The organism is Streptomyces sp. NPDC088762, assembly GCF_044750905.1.
GTDB lineage: Bacteria > Actinomycetota > Actinomycetes > Streptomycetales > Streptomycetaceae > Streptomyces.
The window spans coordinates 90,134-107,918 of the sequence record NZ_JBIVKT010000014.1 but is presented as its reverse complement, the minus strand read 5'-3'; the positions used below and the strand labels follow the sequence as shown (position 1 = coordinate 107,918).

General features: G+C 73.8%; 14 protein-coding genes. 12 read left to right on the top strand and 2 right to left on the bottom strand.

The window, feature by feature from the left end; all coding sequences use genetic code 11:
* The first annotated feature begins 5 nt into the window (after positions 1–5).
* Together ACIP5M_RS27285 and ACIP5M_RS27280 are read left to right on the top strand one after the other, a co-directional pair.
* Positions 6–1,580: an alpha/beta fold hydrolase gene (locus ACIP5M_RS27285; protein ID WP_401201636.1), complete on the top strand. Its 1,575-nt coding sequence runs from the start codon at positions 6–8 to the stop codon at positions 1,578–1,580.
* A gap of 38 nt (positions 1,581–1,618) precedes the next feature.
* On the top strand, positions 1,619–2,707 hold the full coding sequence (locus ACIP5M_RS27280; RefSeq protein ID WP_401201757.1) for a serine hydrolase domain-containing protein: 1,089 nt from the start codon (positions 1,619–1,621) through the stop codon (positions 2,705–2,707).
* Between the two features lie 37 nt (positions 2,708–2,744).
* On the opposite strand, the gene ACIP5M_RS27275 is transcribed toward ACIP5M_RS27280, so the two are convergent.
* Positions 2,745–3,371, bottom strand: coding sequence for a GNAT family N-acetyltransferase (locus ACIP5M_RS27275; RefSeq protein WP_401201634.1), 627 nt, complete (start codon positions 3,369–3,371; stop codon positions 2,745–2,747).
* 124 nt (positions 3,372–3,495) lie between these two features.
* On the opposite strand from ACIP5M_RS27275, the gene ACIP5M_RS27270 reads away from it, so the two are divergent.
* From ACIP5M_RS27270 to ACIP5M_RS27225, 10 genes are read left to right on the top strand one after another with little or no spacing between them, the layout of a single operon-like run.
* Positions 3,496–4,770, top strand: a complete 1,275-nt coding sequence (locus ACIP5M_RS27270) for an ATP-grasp domain-containing protein (RefSeq protein WP_401201632.1) — start codon at positions 3,496–3,498, stop codon at positions 4,768–4,770.
* Entirely contained in the window at positions 4,767–5,663 is an 897-nt protein-coding gene (locus tag ACIP5M_RS27265; RefSeq protein WP_401201630.1) for a hypothetical protein, read from the top strand. The genes ACIP5M_RS27270 and ACIP5M_RS27265 overlap by 4 nt, the downstream gene beginning before the upstream one ends.
* Complete coding sequence (locus tag ACIP5M_RS27260; protein ID WP_401201629.1) at positions 5,660–6,790, top strand: PLP-dependent cysteine synthase family protein; 1,131 nt, start codon at positions 5,660–5,662, stop codon at positions 6,788–6,790. The genes ACIP5M_RS27265 and ACIP5M_RS27260 overlap by 4 nt, the downstream gene beginning before the upstream one ends.
* Positions 6,787–7,851, top strand: a complete 1,065-nt coding sequence (locus tag ACIP5M_RS27255) for a dipeptide epimerase (RefSeq protein ID WP_401201627.1) — start codon at positions 6,787–6,789, stop codon at positions 7,849–7,851. The genes ACIP5M_RS27260 and ACIP5M_RS27255 overlap by 4 nt, the downstream gene beginning before the upstream one ends.
* Positions 7,848–9,197 (top strand): MFS transporter, encoded by a 1,350-nt coding sequence (locus ACIP5M_RS27250; RefSeq protein WP_401201626.1) that lies wholly within the window; start codon positions 7,848–7,850, stop codon positions 9,195–9,197. The genes ACIP5M_RS27255 and ACIP5M_RS27250 overlap by 4 nt, the downstream gene beginning before the upstream one ends.
* Positions 9,194–10,030 carry a class I SAM-dependent methyltransferase gene (locus tag ACIP5M_RS27245; protein ID WP_401201625.1) on the top strand — a complete coding sequence of 279 codons (837 nt, stop codon included), beginning with the start codon at positions 9,194–9,196 and terminating at the stop codon, positions 10,028–10,030. The genes ACIP5M_RS27250 and ACIP5M_RS27245 overlap by 4 nt, the downstream gene beginning before the upstream one ends.
* A gap of 38 nt (positions 10,031–10,068) precedes the next feature.
* Positions 10,069–11,607 (top strand): ABC transporter substrate-binding protein, encoded by a 1,539-nt coding sequence (locus tag ACIP5M_RS27240; RefSeq protein ID WP_401201623.1) that lies wholly within the window; start codon positions 10,069–10,071, stop codon positions 11,605–11,607.
* A complete protein-coding gene (locus tag ACIP5M_RS27235) occupies positions 11,595–12,551 on the top strand; it encodes an ABC transporter permease (protein ID WP_401201756.1) in 957 nt (318 codons plus the stop codon). The genes ACIP5M_RS27240 and ACIP5M_RS27235 overlap by 13 nt, the downstream gene beginning before the upstream one ends.
* Complete coding sequence (locus tag ACIP5M_RS27230; RefSeq protein WP_401201621.1) at positions 12,548–13,360, top strand: ABC transporter permease; 813 nt, start codon at positions 12,548–12,550, stop codon at positions 13,358–13,360. Before ACIP5M_RS27235 ends, ACIP5M_RS27230 begins: the two co-directional genes overlap by 4 nt.
* A complete protein-coding gene (locus ACIP5M_RS27225; protein WP_401201619.1) occupies positions 13,357–14,766 on the top strand; it encodes an ABC transporter ATP-binding protein in 1,410 nt (469 codons plus the stop codon). Before ACIP5M_RS27230 ends, ACIP5M_RS27225 begins: the two co-directional genes overlap by 4 nt.
* 283 nt (positions 14,767–15,049) lie before the next feature.
* On the opposite strand, the gene lanKC is transcribed toward ACIP5M_RS27225, so the two are convergent.
* A complete protein-coding gene (gene lanKC / locus ACIP5M_RS27220; protein WP_401201618.1) occupies positions 15,050–17,647 on the bottom strand; it encodes a class III lanthionine synthetase LanKC in 2,598 nt (865 codons plus the stop codon).
* Positions 17,648–17,785 lie beyond the last annotated feature (138 nt).

Below are 17,785 nucleotides of genomic sequence, written 5' to 3'. Positions count from 1 at the left end.
GGCAGATGGCACGCCCGCACGTACGGCGGTTGCGCACCAGGTCGGCCGCAGCGGCGACCGGGATCCTCGTGACCGGCCTGCTCGCGGCACCCGCGAGCGGGCAGGAGGAGACACCCGGACCCGCCACCGGCACGGTCGCCCGGACGGTGGGCGACGCCCGCTTCGAGCCGGGAGCCTGCCCGAAGACACCGGAGCCGATCCCCGAACTCAAGGGGGCCCGGTGCGGAACGCTCACCGTGCCCGAGAACCGCGCCGAACAGAGCGGCCGAACGATCAGGCTCGGCGTCGCGATCGTCCCGGCACTGGCCGACCAGCCCAAGCCCGACCCGGTCGTATGGCTGGCCGGAGGACCCGGCGACGACGCGGTCGGGGAGGCGAAGATGGCGGTCGACGGCGGCCTGAACCGCGACCGCGACGTCATCCTCATGTCCCAGCGCGGAACCTACTCGGCCGACCCGGCGCTCACCTGCCCCGACATCGACGAGTTCAACGCACGCGCGGTCGGCCTCGTCTACGACGCGCCGTCCACCGGGCGCGAGCACGTCGCCGCGACGAAGGCCTGCCGCGAGAAGCTGGCGGACAGCGGGGCGGACCTGGGTGCCTACAACGACATCCAGAGCGCCGCCGACTACGCGGACCTGCGCACCGCGCTGGGCCTCGGGGAGTGGAACCTCTTCGGCATCTCCTACGGGACCCACCTGGCGCTCACGTACATGCGCCTGCACCCGGAAGGCATCCGCTCGGTCGGCATCGACGGCATCCTGCCGCCCTCCAACGCCGGCTCGGCCACGGCCTGGAGCAGCGCCCGGCAGGGCTTCGACGGGCTGTTCAAAGCCTGCGCGCAGCAGCCTGCGTGCAACCGCCGCTACCCGAACCTGTCCGCCACCTTCGAACGCCTGGTCCGCGAACTGGAGGCCAAACCGGTCACCACCACCGTCACGCTGCCCGACAACCCGAAGCCCGTGAAGGTCGTCCTGGACGGCGGAGCGCTGGTGAACTGGATGACCTCCGCCACCCACGTCGCCCCCGGCGTCCCCCGCTCCCTCGACGAGCTGGCCCACGGCAAACCGCAGCGCGTCGCCGAACAGTGGGCGGGCGGCAAGCACAGCCCACAGGCCATCGGCAGGGTCTCCCACGGCCTCGCCTACGGCGTCTTCTGCAGCGAGTGGACCCCGTACGAAACCGAGGCCCAGGCCCTCCGGGCCGGCCGGGAAGCCTTCCCGGACTTCCCCGCCTCGGTACTGGCCCAGGCACCGCAGCTCACCTTCCTCCGGGCGGACTGCGACGCGTGGAACGTTCCGGCGGCCCCCCGCTCGATCCGGGACGCCACGCGCAGCGACATCCCGACCCTCGCCCTCTCCGGCGGCTTCGACTCCCAGACCGGCGCCGACAACGGCCCGTACGTCGCCCGCACCCTGCCCCGGGCCACCGTCGTCACGGTCCCCTACGTGGCCCACGTGGTCTTCGCCACCTCGAAGTGCGCGCAGGCCATCACCGCCTCCTTCTTCGACACCCCGACCGCCCCGAACACCGACTGCATCAAGGACCTCAAGCCCCCGAAGTTCGAGACCGCTCCTTGAGACGACCTCGCAGAAAGAAGGTGGTGTCCGTGAACCGGATGGTGTCGTTGTGCACCGCCGGGGGCCTCATGGCCGCGGTCGCACTGGCCGGCGTGGCGAACCCGCAGGCGTACGCGGCCGGCGACGACCGCCTGAAACGCAGCGCCGATGTTCTCCGGCAGCTGGTCCCGTCTCCCGACGACCCGGGCTGTGCGGCAGCCGTCGGCAAACGGGGGAACGTCGTCTGGGAGGCGGGGAGAGGGAAGGCGGACCTGGCGACCGGGCGCGCCATCACCTCGAAGACGGTCTTCGACATGGCGTCCAACTCCAAGCAGTTCACCGCGGACGCCGTCCTCCTGCTGGCCGGGCGGCACCGACTCGCGCTGAAGGACCCCCTGTCCGATTACCTCGACGACCCGCCCGCCTGGACGCGGTCCGTCACCCTGGGCGATCTGATGCGTCACACCAGCGGCATCACCGACTACCAGGACCTGCTGGAGGCCAAGGGGACCAAACTGACGGATCCGGCCGGCCAGAAGGAAGCGATCGCGGCCATCCTCGCCTCACAGCCGGAAGGCCCGCCGGGCGAGCGCTTCTCCTACTCCAACTCCAACTACGTCCTCCTGGCGCACGTCGTCGAGCGCGTCAGCGGCAAGCCGTTCCCGGCCTTCCTCCAACAGGAGTTCTTCACCCCGCTGCACCTGCGCATGGTTCTCTCCCCGGCGGTGGACGTTCCCGGCAAGGCGAAGTCGTACGACGGCGAGGACGGCTCCTTCACACCGAACTCCTCCCCCTGGAAGCAGTACGGAGACGGGTCCGTCCAGACCACCCCCGGAGAGTTCGTCCGCTGGGCCGACAACTACCGGACCGGTCGCATCGGCGGAACACAGCTGCTCACCGGAGTCACGGAGGGAGCGGTGAGCGTGGGTGACGTGCTGCGCGGGCGCGGAATCGAAGAAGGGCGCTACGGGGCCGGGATCCTCCTCCTCCCCGACAAGAGCCTCGTGCACCGCGGCGACTGGGAGGGGTTCCACAGCACCTTCAAGGTGAGCCCGGACCGCAACACCGCCGTCACGGTCGTGTGCAACGTGGACTCGCCCGACCATTTCCGCGCGGCCAACCAACTGCTGGACATCTGGACCAAATGAGCGGGGTACCGGACCTTGACCGGTTCGGAACGATGCCTCACATGACTCCGGCCGGTTCCCGGCCCGGTCCCATCCCCGTCGCCGGACCCGGGTCCGCTTCCGGCACCGGGAGCGGCATCTCGAAGTGGACGGTTCCGAATCCGCCGTGCTCGCCGGTGGTGCGGGCGTCGAAGATTTCGGTGGCCATGCTGCGCCAGAAACCTTCCGCGCCGGGGATGTCGACGTTGGTGTGCAGGTAGATGCGCTCGTAGCCGGGCACGGACGCGGCGAACGCGCAGGCGGTGTGCACCATCGCGCGGGCCAGCCCGTGCCGCCGGTGTTCGGGGCGTACGTACACCCGCAGTAGCTGTGCGGTCCGTCCCGAGGGGTAGCGCTCGGCCAGGCGCCGCGGGTGCGGCGGGTGGGCGGGGCCGCGCGAGGTGAGCGCGGTGGTGCCGACCACCTCGCCGTCACCGCGTACGGCCACCACGAGGGTGTGCCGGGGATGGCGCAGGTAGGTGCCTTCGAGGTCGACGACGTCGGGGTGCCAGTGCGGCACGTACCCGTAGGTGAACTCCCGGTAGAAGGTGTCCAGCATGACGCTCCGAGCGCCGGCCACGTCCTCGGTTCTCGCGTGCCGCACCGTGTACGGCCCCACCCTCTGATCCCGCGTCAGCTCTGTCATCACACTCCGCCTCTCCTGCTCCGGGGGACGCAGGCTATCGGAAAACCGCCGTATTGGAAATGAAAACGATTTCCTATAACGTCTGGGTCGCACGGAGCCGACGGCAGTCTTGGGAGGAAGTCCGATGGGACATCTGCTGATGATCGAAAGCTGGGTGGGGTCGATGAGCAGGCTGCTGCCCAGGGCCATCCGCGAAGACGGGCACGAGTTCACCTTCGTCACCCGCGACCTGCACCACTACCTGCGCTCGGCCCCCGCGGGCGACGGGCCGCACCCGCTGCTCACGGCCCGCAACGTCATCACGGCGGACACCAACGACACGGGCGCCCTGCTCGACCGGCTCGAGGGCCTGCACGCCGTACTCGGCTTCGACGGGGTGGTTTCCTCGTGCGACTACTACCTGCCGGCCGTCGCGCACACCGCCCGGCGGCTCGGCCTGCCCGGGCCCGCCCCGGAGGCCGTCGAGGCGGCGTGCCGCAAGGACCTGACGCGCCGTGCCCTCGCCGATGCCGGCGTGCCCGGGCCGCGGTTCGCGCTCTGCGAGGGGGGCGCGGAGGCGGCGGCCGCCGCTCGCGAGATCGGCTACCCGCTCGTGGTGAAGCCGGTGGACCTGTGCGCGGGCATGCTGGTCCGCGCGGTGCGCGACGAGCGCGAACTGGAGTCGGCCTGCCAGGCCCTGGCGCAGTTCCCGGTGAACGCGCGTGGCCAGGATCGTACGCCCGTCATTCTGCTCGAAGAACTGCTGCAGGGGCCCGAAGTCAGCGTCGAGACCGTCTCCACCGGCGGCACCACCCACGTGGTCGGCGTCACCGACAAGAGCATCGGCGGGGCGCCCGCCTTCATCGAGACGGGCCACATGTTCCCGGCCGGCATCGACGAGGCACTGGCGGCGGAAGCCGCCGAGACCGCGCTGCGGGCCGTCAAGGCGCTGGGCCTGGACCAGGTGGTCTGCCACACCGAAATCAAACTGACTCCTGACGGACCCCGGCTCGTCGAGGTCAACCCCCGCCCGGCCGGCAACCGCATCACCGAACTGGTCCGCCATGTCACCGGCGTCGACCTGGCCACCGCCTGCGTGGACGTGGCCCTCGGCCGCACGCCCGGCCTCGCACCGCGAGCGACCGGCGTGCGCAGCGCCGCCATCGCCTTCCTGCTGCCCGATGCCGCCGGCACCCTCACCGGCATCGAGGGGGCGCAAGCCGTCCGCGCCCGGCCCGAGGTGCTCGAGCTCACCCTCGCCGAACCCGGCCGCAGCGTACGGCCCGCCACCAGCAACAACGAGTACCTGGGCCATGTCATGACCGCCGACACCGAGGGCGGCGGCGCCCGCGCTGCCGCCGAGCGGCTGCTGGCCGGCCTGCGCCCCTCCTACGAGCCTTCCGCGACGGTGCCCGCATGACCCTGCATGCCCTCCACACGCCCCGAACCGAAGGGAACCCGGCGCGCGGCCGGGCGCACGGCGACGACCCCGTCGTCCGGACCGTCGACCAGCTCTTCGACAGCGTCCTCGGCGGGGCGTACGGCCCCCACCCCGCTCGCGAGCGGATCTCCCTCGCCTTCACCACCACCCAGGCCGTCCGGCACGAGGGGCGCAGCAGCGGCTACCGCAACGAGGTGCTGAGCCTGCGGCTCGACGAGGCCGTCGGGTCCTGCGCAGTGGAACCCGGGGCACTGCCTGCCGACGCCCTCGACGACTGCGTGGGCAGCACCGTCGCCGACCTGCTCGGCCATCCGCTCCTGCCGGTGCGGATCGCGGCGCTCGACGCCTATCTGGCCCGCGTACGCCCGCACGAGCCTGGCAACGGCGCCCGCCCGTGGCCGCTGTCGGCCGGCAGTTCGCTGAGCCGTTCGCGGGCGCGGGCCCGTGCCGTCGTCGACCTGCTGCCCGCTGACGCCTCACCGTCCGGCGAGCGCGGTCCGGTCCTGGTGGTCGGAGTGGTGAACTCGCTCCTGGAGCAACTGCGTTCACGCGGCCTGGACTACCTGCCGTGCGACCTCAAGGGCGGCACCACCGAGTGGGGCGAGCCCGTACTGACCGACACGGGCGACGGTCTGGAGCGCTGCGGAGCGATCCTCGCCTCCGGTATGACTCTCGGCAACGGCACCTTCCAGGGCCTGCTCGACCATGCCGCCGCGAGCGGGAAGCCGCTCGTGATGTTCGCGCAGACCGGCAGCGCCGTCCTGCCCCGCTTCCTCGGGGCCGGGGTGAGCGCCGTGTCCGCCGAGCCCTACCCGTTCTTCTGGCTCGACGGCGGCCCCGGCGTCATCCACCTTTACGGAGGCCGTCCGTGACCCTCGCTCCGCCCATACACGGGTCGGACACCGCTGCCGCCAACCCCGGCCTCCTGCCCCTGCTGGGGCGGACCCCGCTCGCGCGCATCCACACCGACCTGCCCCACCCCCATCCCGGTTTCTGGGCCAAACTCGAATGCCTCGGCGCCGGCGGGATGAAGGCCCGGGCGGCCATGTCCATGCTGACCGGCGCCCGCAGGCGCGGTGAGCTGCGCCCCGGCGCCCCGGTCGTCGAGTCCACCTCCGGCACCATGGGCATCGGGCTGGCCTTCGCCGGACAGGCCCTCGGCCATCCGGTCATCCTCGTCGGCGACACCGAACTCGAACCGTCCATGCGGCAGTTGCTGCGCACCTACGGCGCCCGGCTGGAGCTCGTCGACCGCCCGGCCCCGCAGGGCGGCTGGCAGGCCGCCCGCATTGCCCGGCTGCGCGAAGTCCTGGCGCGCACCGACGGTGCCTACTGGCCCGACCAGTACAACAACCCGGACAATCCCGCGGGTTACCGGTCGATGGCGGCCGAACTGATCGGTCAGCTCGACCACCTGGACGTCCTGGTGTGCAGTGTGGGCACCGGGGGGCACAGTGCCGGACTCGTCGGCCCGCTGCGGCGTCGGTGGCCCCGGCTGAGGGTGATCGGCGTCGATTCGGTCGGCTCCGCCATCTTCGGCCAGCCCGCCCGGCCGCGCCTGATGCGCGGACTGGGCAGCAGCATCCACCCCGGCAACGTCCGCCACGGAGGCTTCGACGAGGTGCACTGGGTGGGACCCGCCGAGGCCGTCGACGCCTGCCGGCGGCTCGCCCGCGGCAGCTTCGTCAGCGGCGGCTGGAGCACCGGCGCCGTCGCCCTGGTCTCCGCCTGGGCCGCCAGGGCCGAACCGGGAGCAGTCGTCGCCACCGTCTTCCCCGACGGACCGCACCGCTACCTCGGCACCGTCTACGACGACGACTTCTGCCTCGCCCACGGACTGACCACCACGGCCCCGGCCACCCGCCCGCTGGAGATCCCGCACCCGCGCGCGGCCGAGGCCGTCGGCTGGGCCCGCTGCCGCACCGTCGTCGACCCCGCTGCCACAGCCGGCAGCGGAGCCCTCGCCCGCCGCGTTCCGGCCCCCGGAGGCGCCGTATGAGACTCACCTGGCACACCACCTCGCTGGAACTGGCGGAGCCGCTGCGCATCTCCCGCTCCGTGATGGCCCGCCGCGACGCCGTCTGGGTCACCCTGCACCACGGCGGGCTGCGCGGCTGGGGGGAGGCCGTCAGCAGCGCGTACCTGGGGCTGCCCACCGAGCGGATCCTGCGCCACCTGGACGCGCTGCGCCCGGCGGTCGAGCGCCTGCCGGACCCCGAGACCGCCTGGGCCGAACTCGCCCCCGCGGGCCCCGTCGGCGCAGAGCTGCCCGCCGGAGTACTCGCCGCGGTCGAGGCCGCCGTACTGGACCTCACCGGGAAGCGGGCCGGCGAGCCCGCGCACCGGCTGCTCGGCAGTTCCTCGCCCCCGTCGGCCGCCACGGCCCGCACCATCGGCATCGTCGAGCCCGTCGCCGCCGCTGCCCAGGCCGCTCGGCTCGCCGTGGCCGGTTTCACCGTCCTGAAGGTCAAGGCCGGGTCCCCCGACCCGGCCGAGGACCTGGCGCGGGTCGAGGCCGTCCGGGCAGGGGCGCCCGCGGCGGATCTGCTGCTCGACCCCAACGGCGCCTGGAGCGAACGGCAGGCGAACGAACTGCTGCCCCGCTTCGCCGCCCTCGGGGTCACCGCCGTGGAACAGCCCGTCGCGGCCGGCCGGCCCGAGGTCCTGGTCCGGGTCGCCGCCGCCTCCCCGGTCCCGGTGATCGCCGACGAGGACGCGGTCTCCTACGAGGACGCCGCAGCCCTCGCGGGACGGGTCCACGGGGTCAACGTCAAACTCGCCAAGTGCGGCGGCGTACGGGCCGCGCTGCGCATCCACGCCGCGCTGGCCGGCAGCGGCACCGACCTCATGCTGGGCTGCCTGACGGCCAGTTCGCTCGGCATCGCGCCCGCCGTCCACCTGGTCGACCGGGCCCGCTGGGTCGACCTCGACGGCCATCTCCTCCTCGCCGACGACCCGTGGGCCGGGATCGGCGGCGCCGACGGCACCGTACGCCCCGCCCCGCGCGGCGGCCTCGGCGTACTGCCCCGCGCCGGCATACCCGCAGGGGCCGCGCGGTGAGGACCATCACCGCGGTCCGCGGCTTCCCGCCGGCCATACGGCTCCTGCTGGTCAACCAGCTCGGCGTCAACACCGGTTTCTACCTGCTCATCCCGTACCTGGCCACCCACCTCACCGACGACCTCGGGCTGTCGGCGGCACTGGTCGGTCTCGTCCTGGGCCTGCGCAACCTCAGCCAGCAGGGACTGTTCCTGATCGGGGGCTCGGCGGCCGACCGCCTCGGAGCCCGCGGCGTGATCATCGCGGGCTGCGGCCTGCGCACCGTCGGCTTCGCACTGTTCGCCCTCGGCGACGCACTGCCGGTGCTGTTCGCCGCGTCGGTGCTGAGCGGCCTCGCCGGTGCCCTGTTCAACCCGGCCGTGCGGACGTACGTCGCCCAGGAGGCCGGCGACCGCAAGGCCGAGGCCTTCGCGCTGTTCAACGTGTTCGCCACGGCCGGGGCCCTGCTCGGGCCGCTGCTGGGCAGCCTGCTGCTGTTCGGCGGATTCAGGGCGGCGGCGCTCACCGCGGCGGGCGTCTTCGCGGTCCTCACCCTCGCGCAGGCCGCCGTACTGCCCGCCCGGGAGGTCCCGCGGCCGGCCGGATCCGTTCTCGCCAACTGGCGGGAGGTCGCGGGAAACCGCCGCTTCGTGGCCTTCGCCCTGGCCATGGTCGGCATGTACGGCATGGAGAGCCAGCTCTACCTGCTGCTCCCGCATGCCGCGCGGCACGCAACCGGCCTGCCGGGCGCCGTCGGGCTGCTGTTCGCCGCCGGGACCCTCTCCGGCCTGTTGTTCCAGCTGCGTCTCACCCGCCGGCTGTCCGCACGCGGCAGCGGCCGCGGGCGCTGGATCGCCACCGGGATGGCCGTCAGCGCTCTCGGTTTCGTACCGCCCGTGCTGGTGGCGGGGACGTCGGGGGAGCACCCGGCGCGGCTGCTGCCGGTCCTGGCCGGGGCGCTGCTGCTGCACCTCGGGTTGATGACCGCCCAGCCGTTCGTCATGGAGCTCATCCCGGCTTTCGGCCGCGCGGAACTGACCGGAACCTCCTACGGCCTGTTCTACGCGGTGTCCGGAGTGGCCGCCGCGGGCGCCGGAGCGGGCGTGGGCCGGGCCATGGACACCGCCGCGGACACCGGACCGGCATGGCTGCCGTACGCCTGCTGCACGGCCCTCGGCCTGGCCTCGGCGGCGGCCGTCACCCTGCTGCACCGGCGCCGGTCCCTGCCCGCCGCCCCCGCCGCCGCGGAGGCACCCGCCGCCCCGGCCGCGCGGGACCGGGACCCGCAGCCGGAGCCGGACCCACGCCCGGACGCGGCATCCGCCGCTCCGCACCTCCCTCCCCGTACCCCAAGCGAGACCCGATGAGCACCGGAAACCTCCTCACCGACCACCCCGAGCTCTACGAAGAGCGCTTCCCCGACGCCGACCGCCTCGCCGCACGCTGGGCCGAGGAGGTCCTGCGCCGTTACGGTGCGGGGCCCCGGATCCTGGACATCGGCTGCGGTACCGGCCGGGACGCCGCCTGGCTGCACCATCGCGCCGGACGGCGCGTCACCGGGATCGACACCGCCGAGGCCATGCTCGACCACGCCCGCCGCCGGCACCCGGGACCCGACCACCACCGGGCCGACATGCGGCACTTCGACCTCGGCCGGACCTTCGACGCCGTCCTCTGCCTGGACAGCGCCCTGCTCTACTGCCACACCAACGACGACCTCATGGCCTGTCTCACCGCCTGCCGCCGCCACCTCGCGCCCGGCGGGCTGCTCATCGCCGAGATGCGCAACGGCGCCTTCTTCCTCGGCAACACCGAACTCCTCGACGGGCCGCGCACCGCTTCCTTCGACTGGCGCGGCACCACGTACACCTCCCACACCACCCTGTGGATCGATCACGGCGCACAACTCCTGCGCCGCCGGCGCACCTGGAGCGCCGGCAACGGCACACCGCAGCAGGAACGGCATTCCGCCTGGCGGCTGCTGTTCCCCCAGGAACTGAGGTTCTTCCTCGCCCAGGCGGGCTTCGAGGTCCTCGACCTGTACGACCGCCCCGGCCCGCGCAGCGAACCACCCTGGCGCGAAGGCGACTCCCCGCACGGGACCACGAGTTCCGACCGCCTGCACCTCGTCGCCCGGCTCGCTCCGCGCACCCCGCCCCAGCCCGACTCCCCGCACAGCAACGGAGACACCACACCGTGAAAAGCCCCCGCTCCGGCCTCGCCCGCCGAGGATTCCTCGTGGCCACGGGCACGGCCACCGCCGTCGCCCTTGGTCTGACCACCGGCTGCGCCGGCGACACCCGCAAGACCGCCGACGCCAAGAACGCCGCCGCGGCCGGCACCCCCAAGCGCGGCGGTACGCTGCGCGCCGCCTTCGCGGGCGGCGGGGCGGGCGAGACCCTCGACCCGCACGCCGCCAACCTGTTCGTGGACGCCGCCCGGGCCAAGGCCCTGTACGACAAGCTCGCCGACTTCGGCGCCGACCTCGCCCCCGTACCGCGGCTCGCCGAGCGGTGGGAACCCAACGAGACCCTCGACACCTGGAAGATCACCCTCCGCAAGGCCGCCTTCCACGACGGCCGCCCGGTCACCGCCGAGGACGTCCTCTACAGCTACCGCCGGATCGCCGACCCGAAGGCCACCTTCCGGGCCAAGGCCTCCCTGGAGCCCATCGACCTCGAAGCCAGCCGCGCCCTCGACCCGTCCACCGTCGAGTTCAGGCTGAAGCGCCCGTACGCCGAATTCCCCAACGTGCTCGCCGCGTTCGGCGCCCACGTCATTCCCCAGGGCACCACCTCCTTCGACAGGCCCGTCGGCTCCGGCCCGTTCACCTATCGCTCCTTCACGCCCGGAAAATCGCTGCTGGTCAGGCGCAACGACGCCTACTGGGAGGGCGCACCCCACCTGGAGCAGCTCGAATTCGTCGTCGCCACCGAGGAATCGGCCCGGGTCAGCGCCCTGCTCGCCGGCCAGGTCCAGTACGCCCACGAGCTCAGCCCCGCCACCGCCCGCACCCACGAGGGCAAGGGGGAGATCGAGGTCATCCGGCTGCCCGGCAGCTCCATGCAGGGCTTCGTGATGAAGACCGACCGGCCCCCGTTCGATGACAAGCGGGTCCGCCAGGCGTTCTTCCTCATCGCCGACCGCAAGGAACTCGTCGACGGCGCCCTGTCCGGCGCCGGCGAGGTCGGCAACGACCTCTTCGGCAAGGGCTGCCGGTACTACGCCTCCGAGCTGCCGCAGCGCACCCAGGACCTCGACCGCGCCCGCGCCCTCCTCAAGGAGGCCGGCGCCGAGAACCTGAAGGTCACCCTCGACACCGCCCCCGCCGCCACCGGCTTCATCGAGGCCGCCGGGATCTTCAAGGAGCAGGCCGCCAGGGCCGGGGTCACCGTCGAGATCAAGGTCGGCAACAAGGACACGTACTGGAAGGACATCCTGGGCAACGGCACCTTCGCCTCCTACCGGTCCGGTGCCATGCCCATCGAGTCCCACGTCTCCCAGCGCCTGCTCACCGCATCCACCACCAACGCCACCAAGTGGCAGCAGAAGGACTTCGACGACCTGTACCAGCAGGCCCAGTCCACCCGCGACGAGACGGAGCGGGCCGCCCTCTACGAGCGCATGCAGCGCCGCCTGTACGACGAAGGCGGCTTCCTGATCTGGGGCTTCGCCGACTGGATCGTCGCCACCGCGCCCGCCGTGCGCGGCGTTTCCGCCCAGGCCCCCGCCAACACCCTCGACTGGGCCCGCTTCGACAAGATCTGGCTCGCGTGACCCTCCACCTCCCCTGGGCCGGCCGCCGACTGCTCCTCGGGCTGGGGCAGACGGCGGCCGTCGTCCTCTTCGTCTTCGTGCTCACCGAAGCCCTGCCCGGGGACGCGGCCGTCGCCCTGGCCGGCGACCAGCCCGAACCGGAGCGCATCGCCCGCATCCGCGCGGCCCTGGACCTGGACCGGCCCGCCGCCGAACGCTTCCTGGACTGGGCCGCCGGACTCCTCCGGGGTGACCTCGGCACCTCCCTGGTCAGCGGGCGTCCCGTCTCCGGCTACCTGTCCGGCGGCCTCGGGCCCACCGTGCTGCTCGCGTCAGCCACCCTCCTCGTGCTGCTGCCGCTGTCGGCCGGGCTCGGCGTGCTGTGCGCCCGCCGCGAGGGCGGCCCGCTGGACCGTACCCTCAGCGCGCTGACCCTGGCCGTGCACTCCGTCCCCGAATTCGCCCTCGGCGTGCTGCTCGCCACCCTCTTCGGGCTGTGGCTGGGCTGGCTGCCGCCCACCGCCGTCGGCGCGGACCCGCTCACCGATCCGGCCGTACTGGTCCTGCCCGTCCTCGTCCTGGTCTCCCGGCCGGTGTGCACCATCAGCCGCCTGGTCCGGGCCGGGATGATCGACGCGATGGCCTCCCCGTACGTCGCCCAGGCCCTGCGCTACGGTGTCGGCGGCGCCCGCGTCCGCTGGACCCACGCCCTCCCCAACGCCCTCGCCCCGGCCGCCCAGCAGCTGGCCCGGACCTGCGACTGGCTGCTGAGCGGAGTGATCGTCGTCGAGGCCCTCTTCGTCATCCCGGGACTGGGAACCGTGCTCATCGAAGCCGTCGCCGCCCGGGACGTCCCGGTCGTCCAGGGCATGGCCGTCGTCTTCGGCGTGGTCACCGTCCTGGCGAACCTCGGCGCCGACCTCGTCGCCCGCCGGTTCGCCCCCCGTGCGGAGGTGGCCGCATGAGGCGCGTTGTGCGCAGGTACGCGCTCGCCGTGGGGCTGATCGCCCTGCCCCTGCTGGTGGCCGTCGCCGGACCGCTGCTCGCCGGACCGGCCGGGCCCCGCTCGGTCTCCTTCGCCTCGGGCGCCGGGCACTGGCTGGGCACCGACTTCAGTGGCCGGGACGTCTGGCGGCAGGTCCTGCTCGGCGGCCGCTCCGTGGTCCTCGTGGCGCTCGGGGCCACCGGCCTCGCCTACCTGGTGGCGGTACCGCTCGGGCTCACCGCCGCGCTCACCCGCCGCACCTGGCTCGAGGAGGCCCTCATGCGGCCCCTCGACGTACTGATCGCCGTCCCGTCACTCCTGCTCGTGCTGCTGGTGGCGGCGACCCTCACCCCGGGACCGGCCGGCCTGGCGGCCCTGGTCGGCCTGGCCGCCGTACCCGACGCCGCACGGGTCGTGCACGCGGCGGCGACCGAGATCGCCTCCCGGCCCGCCGTCGAGGCCCTGCGGATGCAGGGCGAGTCGTGGTGGCGTACGGCGCTGGGCCACGTGGCCCGCTCCATGCGCCGGACCCTCGCCGCCGACGCCGGGATCCGGCTGACCGGCGCCCTCTACCTCGTGGCCACGGCCGCGTTCCTCGGCATCGGCGTCGAACCGGACGCCGCCGACTGGGCGGTGATGGTGGACCGCAACCGCACCGGCCTGTTCCTGCAGCCGTGGGCCGTCGTGATGCCCGCCCTCCTCATCGCGGCCCTGTCGATGGGCACCAACCTGTTCTTCGACGCCGCACTGCACACACCGGCGAAGGCCGGGAAGGAAGGAACCCGGTGACGGACCCGCTCGCGGAAGTGGACGGCCTGCGCGTGCGGGTGGACGGCAGCACGCTCGTCGACGGCGTGAGCCTGGCGGCCCGCCCCGGCCGGGTCACGGCACTCGTCGGGCCCTCGGGCAGCGGGAAGACCACGATCGGGCGCGCCCTGCTCGGCGAGTTCCCGCCCGGCGCCCGCATCGACGGCCGGATCCGCACCCCCGGACCCGGCGCGGTCGGCTACGTACCCCAGCACCCCGCGGCCGTCCTCAACCCCGCCCGCCGCGCCGGAGCCCTCCTGCGCGACATCGCCGCCCACCGGGGCGGCACCCGCCGTGAGATCCGCGACCGCGTCGAGCACGCCCTGCGGCTGGCTCAGCTGCCCGACCCCGAGACGGTCCTGCGCCGCTACCCCCACCAGCTCTCCGGCGGCCAGCAGCAGCGGGTCGTCATCGCACAGGCACTGCTCCTGGGGGCCAGGGTGATCGTCGCCGACGAACCCACCACGGGACAGGACCCGGCCACCCGACAGGGCGTCGTCCAGGCCCTGGCCGATGTCGCCGGGCAGGGCATCGCCCTGGTCCTGCTCAGCCACGACCTGGACGCCGTACGACAGCTGGCCCACGACGCGGTCGTGCTGCGTGCCGGCCGGGTCGTGGACCGCGGACCCGCGGACCGGGTGCTGCCCGCCCCGTCACGACCTGCGTTCCCCGCGCCGCGACCCGCCGGCAGCCTGCCCGCCGGCACCAGGCTCGCGGTCCGGGACCTGACCGCACGGCACCGGACCGCGGCCGGCACCGTCCCGGTGCTGCACGGCGTCACGGTGTCCGTCGCGCCGGGGGAGTGCCTGGCCGTGGCCGGCCGCTCAGGCAGCGGCAAAACCACCCTGGGCCGCTGCCTGGCCGGGCTGCACTCCTCGTACGACGGCGCGGTCCTGCTCGACGGGACCCCGCTGCCGCGCGGCCTGCGCGACCGCAACCGCCGGGAACTGGCCACCGTGCAGTACGTGTTCCAGGACCCCAAGGCGGCCTTCGACGAGCACCGGCCGGTCCTCGGCCAAGTGGCTCGTACGGCGGTCCGGCTGCGCGGAGCCGACCGGGACGCGGCCCGCGCGGCAGCCGTACGGACCCTGGCGGAGCTGGGGCTGGCCGAGGACCTCACCCTGCGCCGCCCCGGCGCGCTGTCCGGCGGTGAACTCCAGCGGGCCGCACTGGCCCGCGCCCTGCTGGCGGACCCCGGCGTTCTGGTCTGCGACGAGATCACCTCGGGCCTCGACCCGGCGACCCGCGACGCGATCCTCGCCCACTTGGCCGCACTGCGCGATCGGAAGGGACTCAGCCTGGTGTTCATCACCCACGACCGCGCGGCCGCCGACGCCCTGGCCGACAGGGCCGCGGTCCTCGACTCCGGCCGGCTGGTCATGTCCTGACGCACCGGGCCGGGGCCGGTGGCAGGACCACCGGCCCCGGCCCTCCCGGGTACGGCTCGTTACATCGGCTCGGGGAAGATGTCGCTGATGCTCCAGGCGACGCTGAAGCAGGGCGGGAAGGCATGGGCCTCCGGCTCGGTGTCCAGTGCCTGGAGCGCGAGGATCTGGCTCATGGATGCTCTCCACTTTCTTCTCGGAGTGGTGTCGGTCGGTCACTGCGAACCTCGGCACGGAGTTGCTCGCCGCCGTGCCCAGGCGTTCATGGGGCGCCCGCCCGGTGCCGTCAGCGGGCTGCCGGGATCCCGGGAGGCGCGTGGTGGGACTCCGTCAGGAGCGGGCCGGCCAGCAGGCGGTGCAGGGCCAGCAGGACACCGGCCCCGCCACTGGACAGGTCGGCGGTGAACCGCTGCGAGCCCGCTCCCAGGAAGCGGACACCGCGCCGGTAGGGGACGGCGTACTTCAGCAGGCCGGTCGCGGCACGCACGGCGTCCCCGCGGGCGGCGTCGGTGCCGGTGAGCTCGGCGTGCCCGGTCAGGAACCAGCTCAGTCCGGCCAGCCCCCGGTACAGGCCCGCCTCCTTCGTGGCGCAGGAGACCCGGATGCCGGCGACCAGCCTCGGCAGCGCCGTGGCGCAGCGCTCGTCCGGCGCGGTGGCCACGTAGCGGGTGAGCACCGCCGCGACACCGGCCGCGCCCGTGGCCAGGTACGGCATGGCACGGGTGAGCTGCGCGTTGTCGGAGACGGACAGGGCGCCGTCGTCCAGCGGAAAGGTCCGGTCCAGCTCCTGGTGGAGCAGCAGGCGGCCCGCCTCCAGCCAGCGGGCCTCGCCGGTGTCACGGGCCAGGTGGTGCAGGAAGAGGGCGAGCCCCGAGCGGCCGTGCAGCAGGCCGCGGGCGTCGTGCTCGCCGAGGGTGGACTGCAGGTCCGAGCTGCGCAGCAGGCCCTCCCCTGCCGCGGCGGCCCGCTCCAGGTGGCTGCTCTCCCCGGTCAGCCGGTGCAGGGCGAGCCAGCCCAGGGCGACCCCGGCCCGCCCGCCGGCCAGCGTGCTGCAGGAGGCGGTGAGGGGGTGGCGCTCGGCGTCCCGGAGCAGGTCGACGGCCTCCTCCGGCCGGCCGAGGGCCGCCAGCACCCGGGCGATGCCGGCCGAGCCGACGAGCAGTCCCGGGGGCAGCGCGTCGCGCAGCGCCAGGGTGTCGCGGCGCAGCCGTTCGCGGATCTCCTCCGGTACCGCGGCCCCGGCGCGGTGCAGGGCGTGCACCACTCCGGCCGTGCCGTAGGCCAGGCACACGTTGTTGGTCCGGAACGCCTCGGGCGAGGGCGGGAAGGCCCACTCCGGCCGGCCGGCGTCGGCCGTCTCCAGCAGCCCCGCGGCCACCTCCTCGGCCAGCCGGGTGAGGCATCCGCGCGGATCGCTGTCCAGCTCGGCGGGGGAAGGCAGGCGGTCGGGACCGTTCCGGTCCTGCGCCCGGTCCGCCGTCAGGTGGAAGGCGGTCGCCCGCTGCCACAGGTCCTGCGGCGGAGCCACGTCCGCCAGGTCGCGGCGCAGCAGCGCGAGGTTGGCGGGCGCGTGTTCGGCGATCTCCTGGAACGGCGCCAGGAAGGCGAACGCGACGGCCGACGTGCCGTACCGGTCCTGCAGCAGCGGATCGGCGCCGGCCCGGAGCAGGCCGGGCGGCGGCGTGAACCCCGGGGTGCCGATCCCGGAGGGTGCCGCGGACAGCGCCGAGGCCGCCTCGAAGTCCACCAGCCGGACCCCGCCCGACGGTGTGACCATCACATTGCCCAGGCTGAGGTCACCGAACCGGTAGCCGGCGGCGTGCAGCCGCTCGAGCGAGGCGTCCAGCGCGGCCAGCAGACGCCGGCACGCCTCGTAGTACGCGGCGACGGTCTCGGCCGTGCGGTCGGCGCGGGCCAGTGGGGAGGACCGGCTCAGCCAGCCCACCAGCGGCTGCCCCGCGATGTACTCCGTGACGAGGAAGTCGTGCTCCCACTCCGTGAAGTGGTCCAGCGGCTCCGGGCCCACCCCGGGGGCGGCCGCGTGCAGCTCGCACAGCACGCGGTACTCGTGCCGCAGGCGCTGCTGCGCGTCGGTCCCGTCGAAGACCAGGCCGTTGTGGGCGCGGGCCTCCTTGACGAAGACGGTGCGGCCGGTCCGCCGGTCCCGGGCCTGGTAGGTGCCGCCGGCGTTGCCCAGGCGCACCGCGCGGGTCACCTCGTAGTCGCGGATCAGGATCGGGCCCGCGTGCGGCTGCTCCTCCTGTTCTACGAAGGGGTCGGAGATCCCCGCGGGCAGGAGGAAGGCGGGCAGCCGCAGGTCCGGGACCTCGCGGCCGGAGCCGTCGCGGACCAGCCCCTCCCGGGTGCCGTCGGCCCGCAGCCGGCTGCGGGCTCCGAAGGAGCCGTAGCGGTAGTGGACCGTCCGCGAGTCGCGGAAGCGGCGGTCGGTGAGGACGTACGGCCCCTCTTCCCCGTCGAGCGCGTCGCGCAGGCGTTCCAGCAGCCGGCGGGCGGTCGCCGTGTCCGGCGGGTAGACGGCGCAGAACTTGCCCGCCTGGGCCCGCCCCGCGTGCTTGTGATGGAGGAACAGGAAGAAGAGCCGGGCGCTCAGGTGCTTGAACGGCACCCCTTCGGAGAAGCAGATCCCGGCGACCGTGTCGAGGACGTGCTGCGCCCGGTCCAGCCGGGCCGACACGTGGATCTTCCAGCCCTGCTCGGCGAGCCCGGTCCGCGGACCGCCCCAGACCGTCCAGATGCCCTGGGCGGCACCGCGCAGGCCCGGCGGTACCTCGCCGGGTGTGAAGCGCGGCCCGGGGTCGGCCACGCCGGCCAGGGGCAGGTAGTACTCCCGGTCCGCGAGCGCTTCGCCGAAGCCTTCGAGCACGGGATCTCCTCGCGGGGTGGTAACGGGCGGCCACAACGGTCGTCCCGGACGCTAGGACCGGCGGGTATGGAAACGGTTCGGCGGCGGCATGCGAGCGGTATCGGGCGAGATCGCCCTCCTGCGGGGGGGGGCTTCACC

Bases quoted from the DNA above. Each gene is read 5' to 3' on its own strand.
- ACIP5M_RS27285 (WP_401201636.1), top strand. From the start codon at position 6: ATGGCACGCCCGCACGTACGGCGGTTGCGCACCAGGTCGGCCGCAGCG.
- ACIP5M_RS27280 (WP_401201757.1), top strand. From the start codon at position 1,619: ATGGTGTCGTTGTGCACCGCCGGGGGCCTCATGGCCGCGGTCGCACTG.
- ACIP5M_RS27275 (WP_401201634.1), bottom strand. From the start codon at position 3,371: ATGACAGAGCTGACGCGGGATCAGAGGGTGGGGCCGTACACGGTGCGG.
- ACIP5M_RS27270 (WP_401201632.1), top strand. From the start codon at position 3,496: ATGGGACATCTGCTGATGATCGAAAGCTGGGTGGGGTCGATGAGCAGG.
- ACIP5M_RS27265 (WP_401201630.1), top strand. From the start codon at position 4,767: ATGACCCTGCATGCCCTCCACACGCCCCGAACCGAAGGGAACCCGGCG.
- ACIP5M_RS27255 (WP_401201627.1), top strand. From the start codon at position 6,787: ATGAGACTCACCTGGCACACCACCTCGCTGGAACTGGCGGAGCCGCTG.
- ACIP5M_RS27245 (WP_401201625.1), top strand. From the start codon at position 9,194: ATGAGCACCGGAAACCTCCTCACCGACCACCCCGAGCTCTACGAAGAG.
- ACIP5M_RS27230 (WP_401201621.1), top strand. From the start codon at position 12,548: ATGAGGCGCGTTGTGCGCAGGTACGCGCTCGCCGTGGGGCTGATCGCC.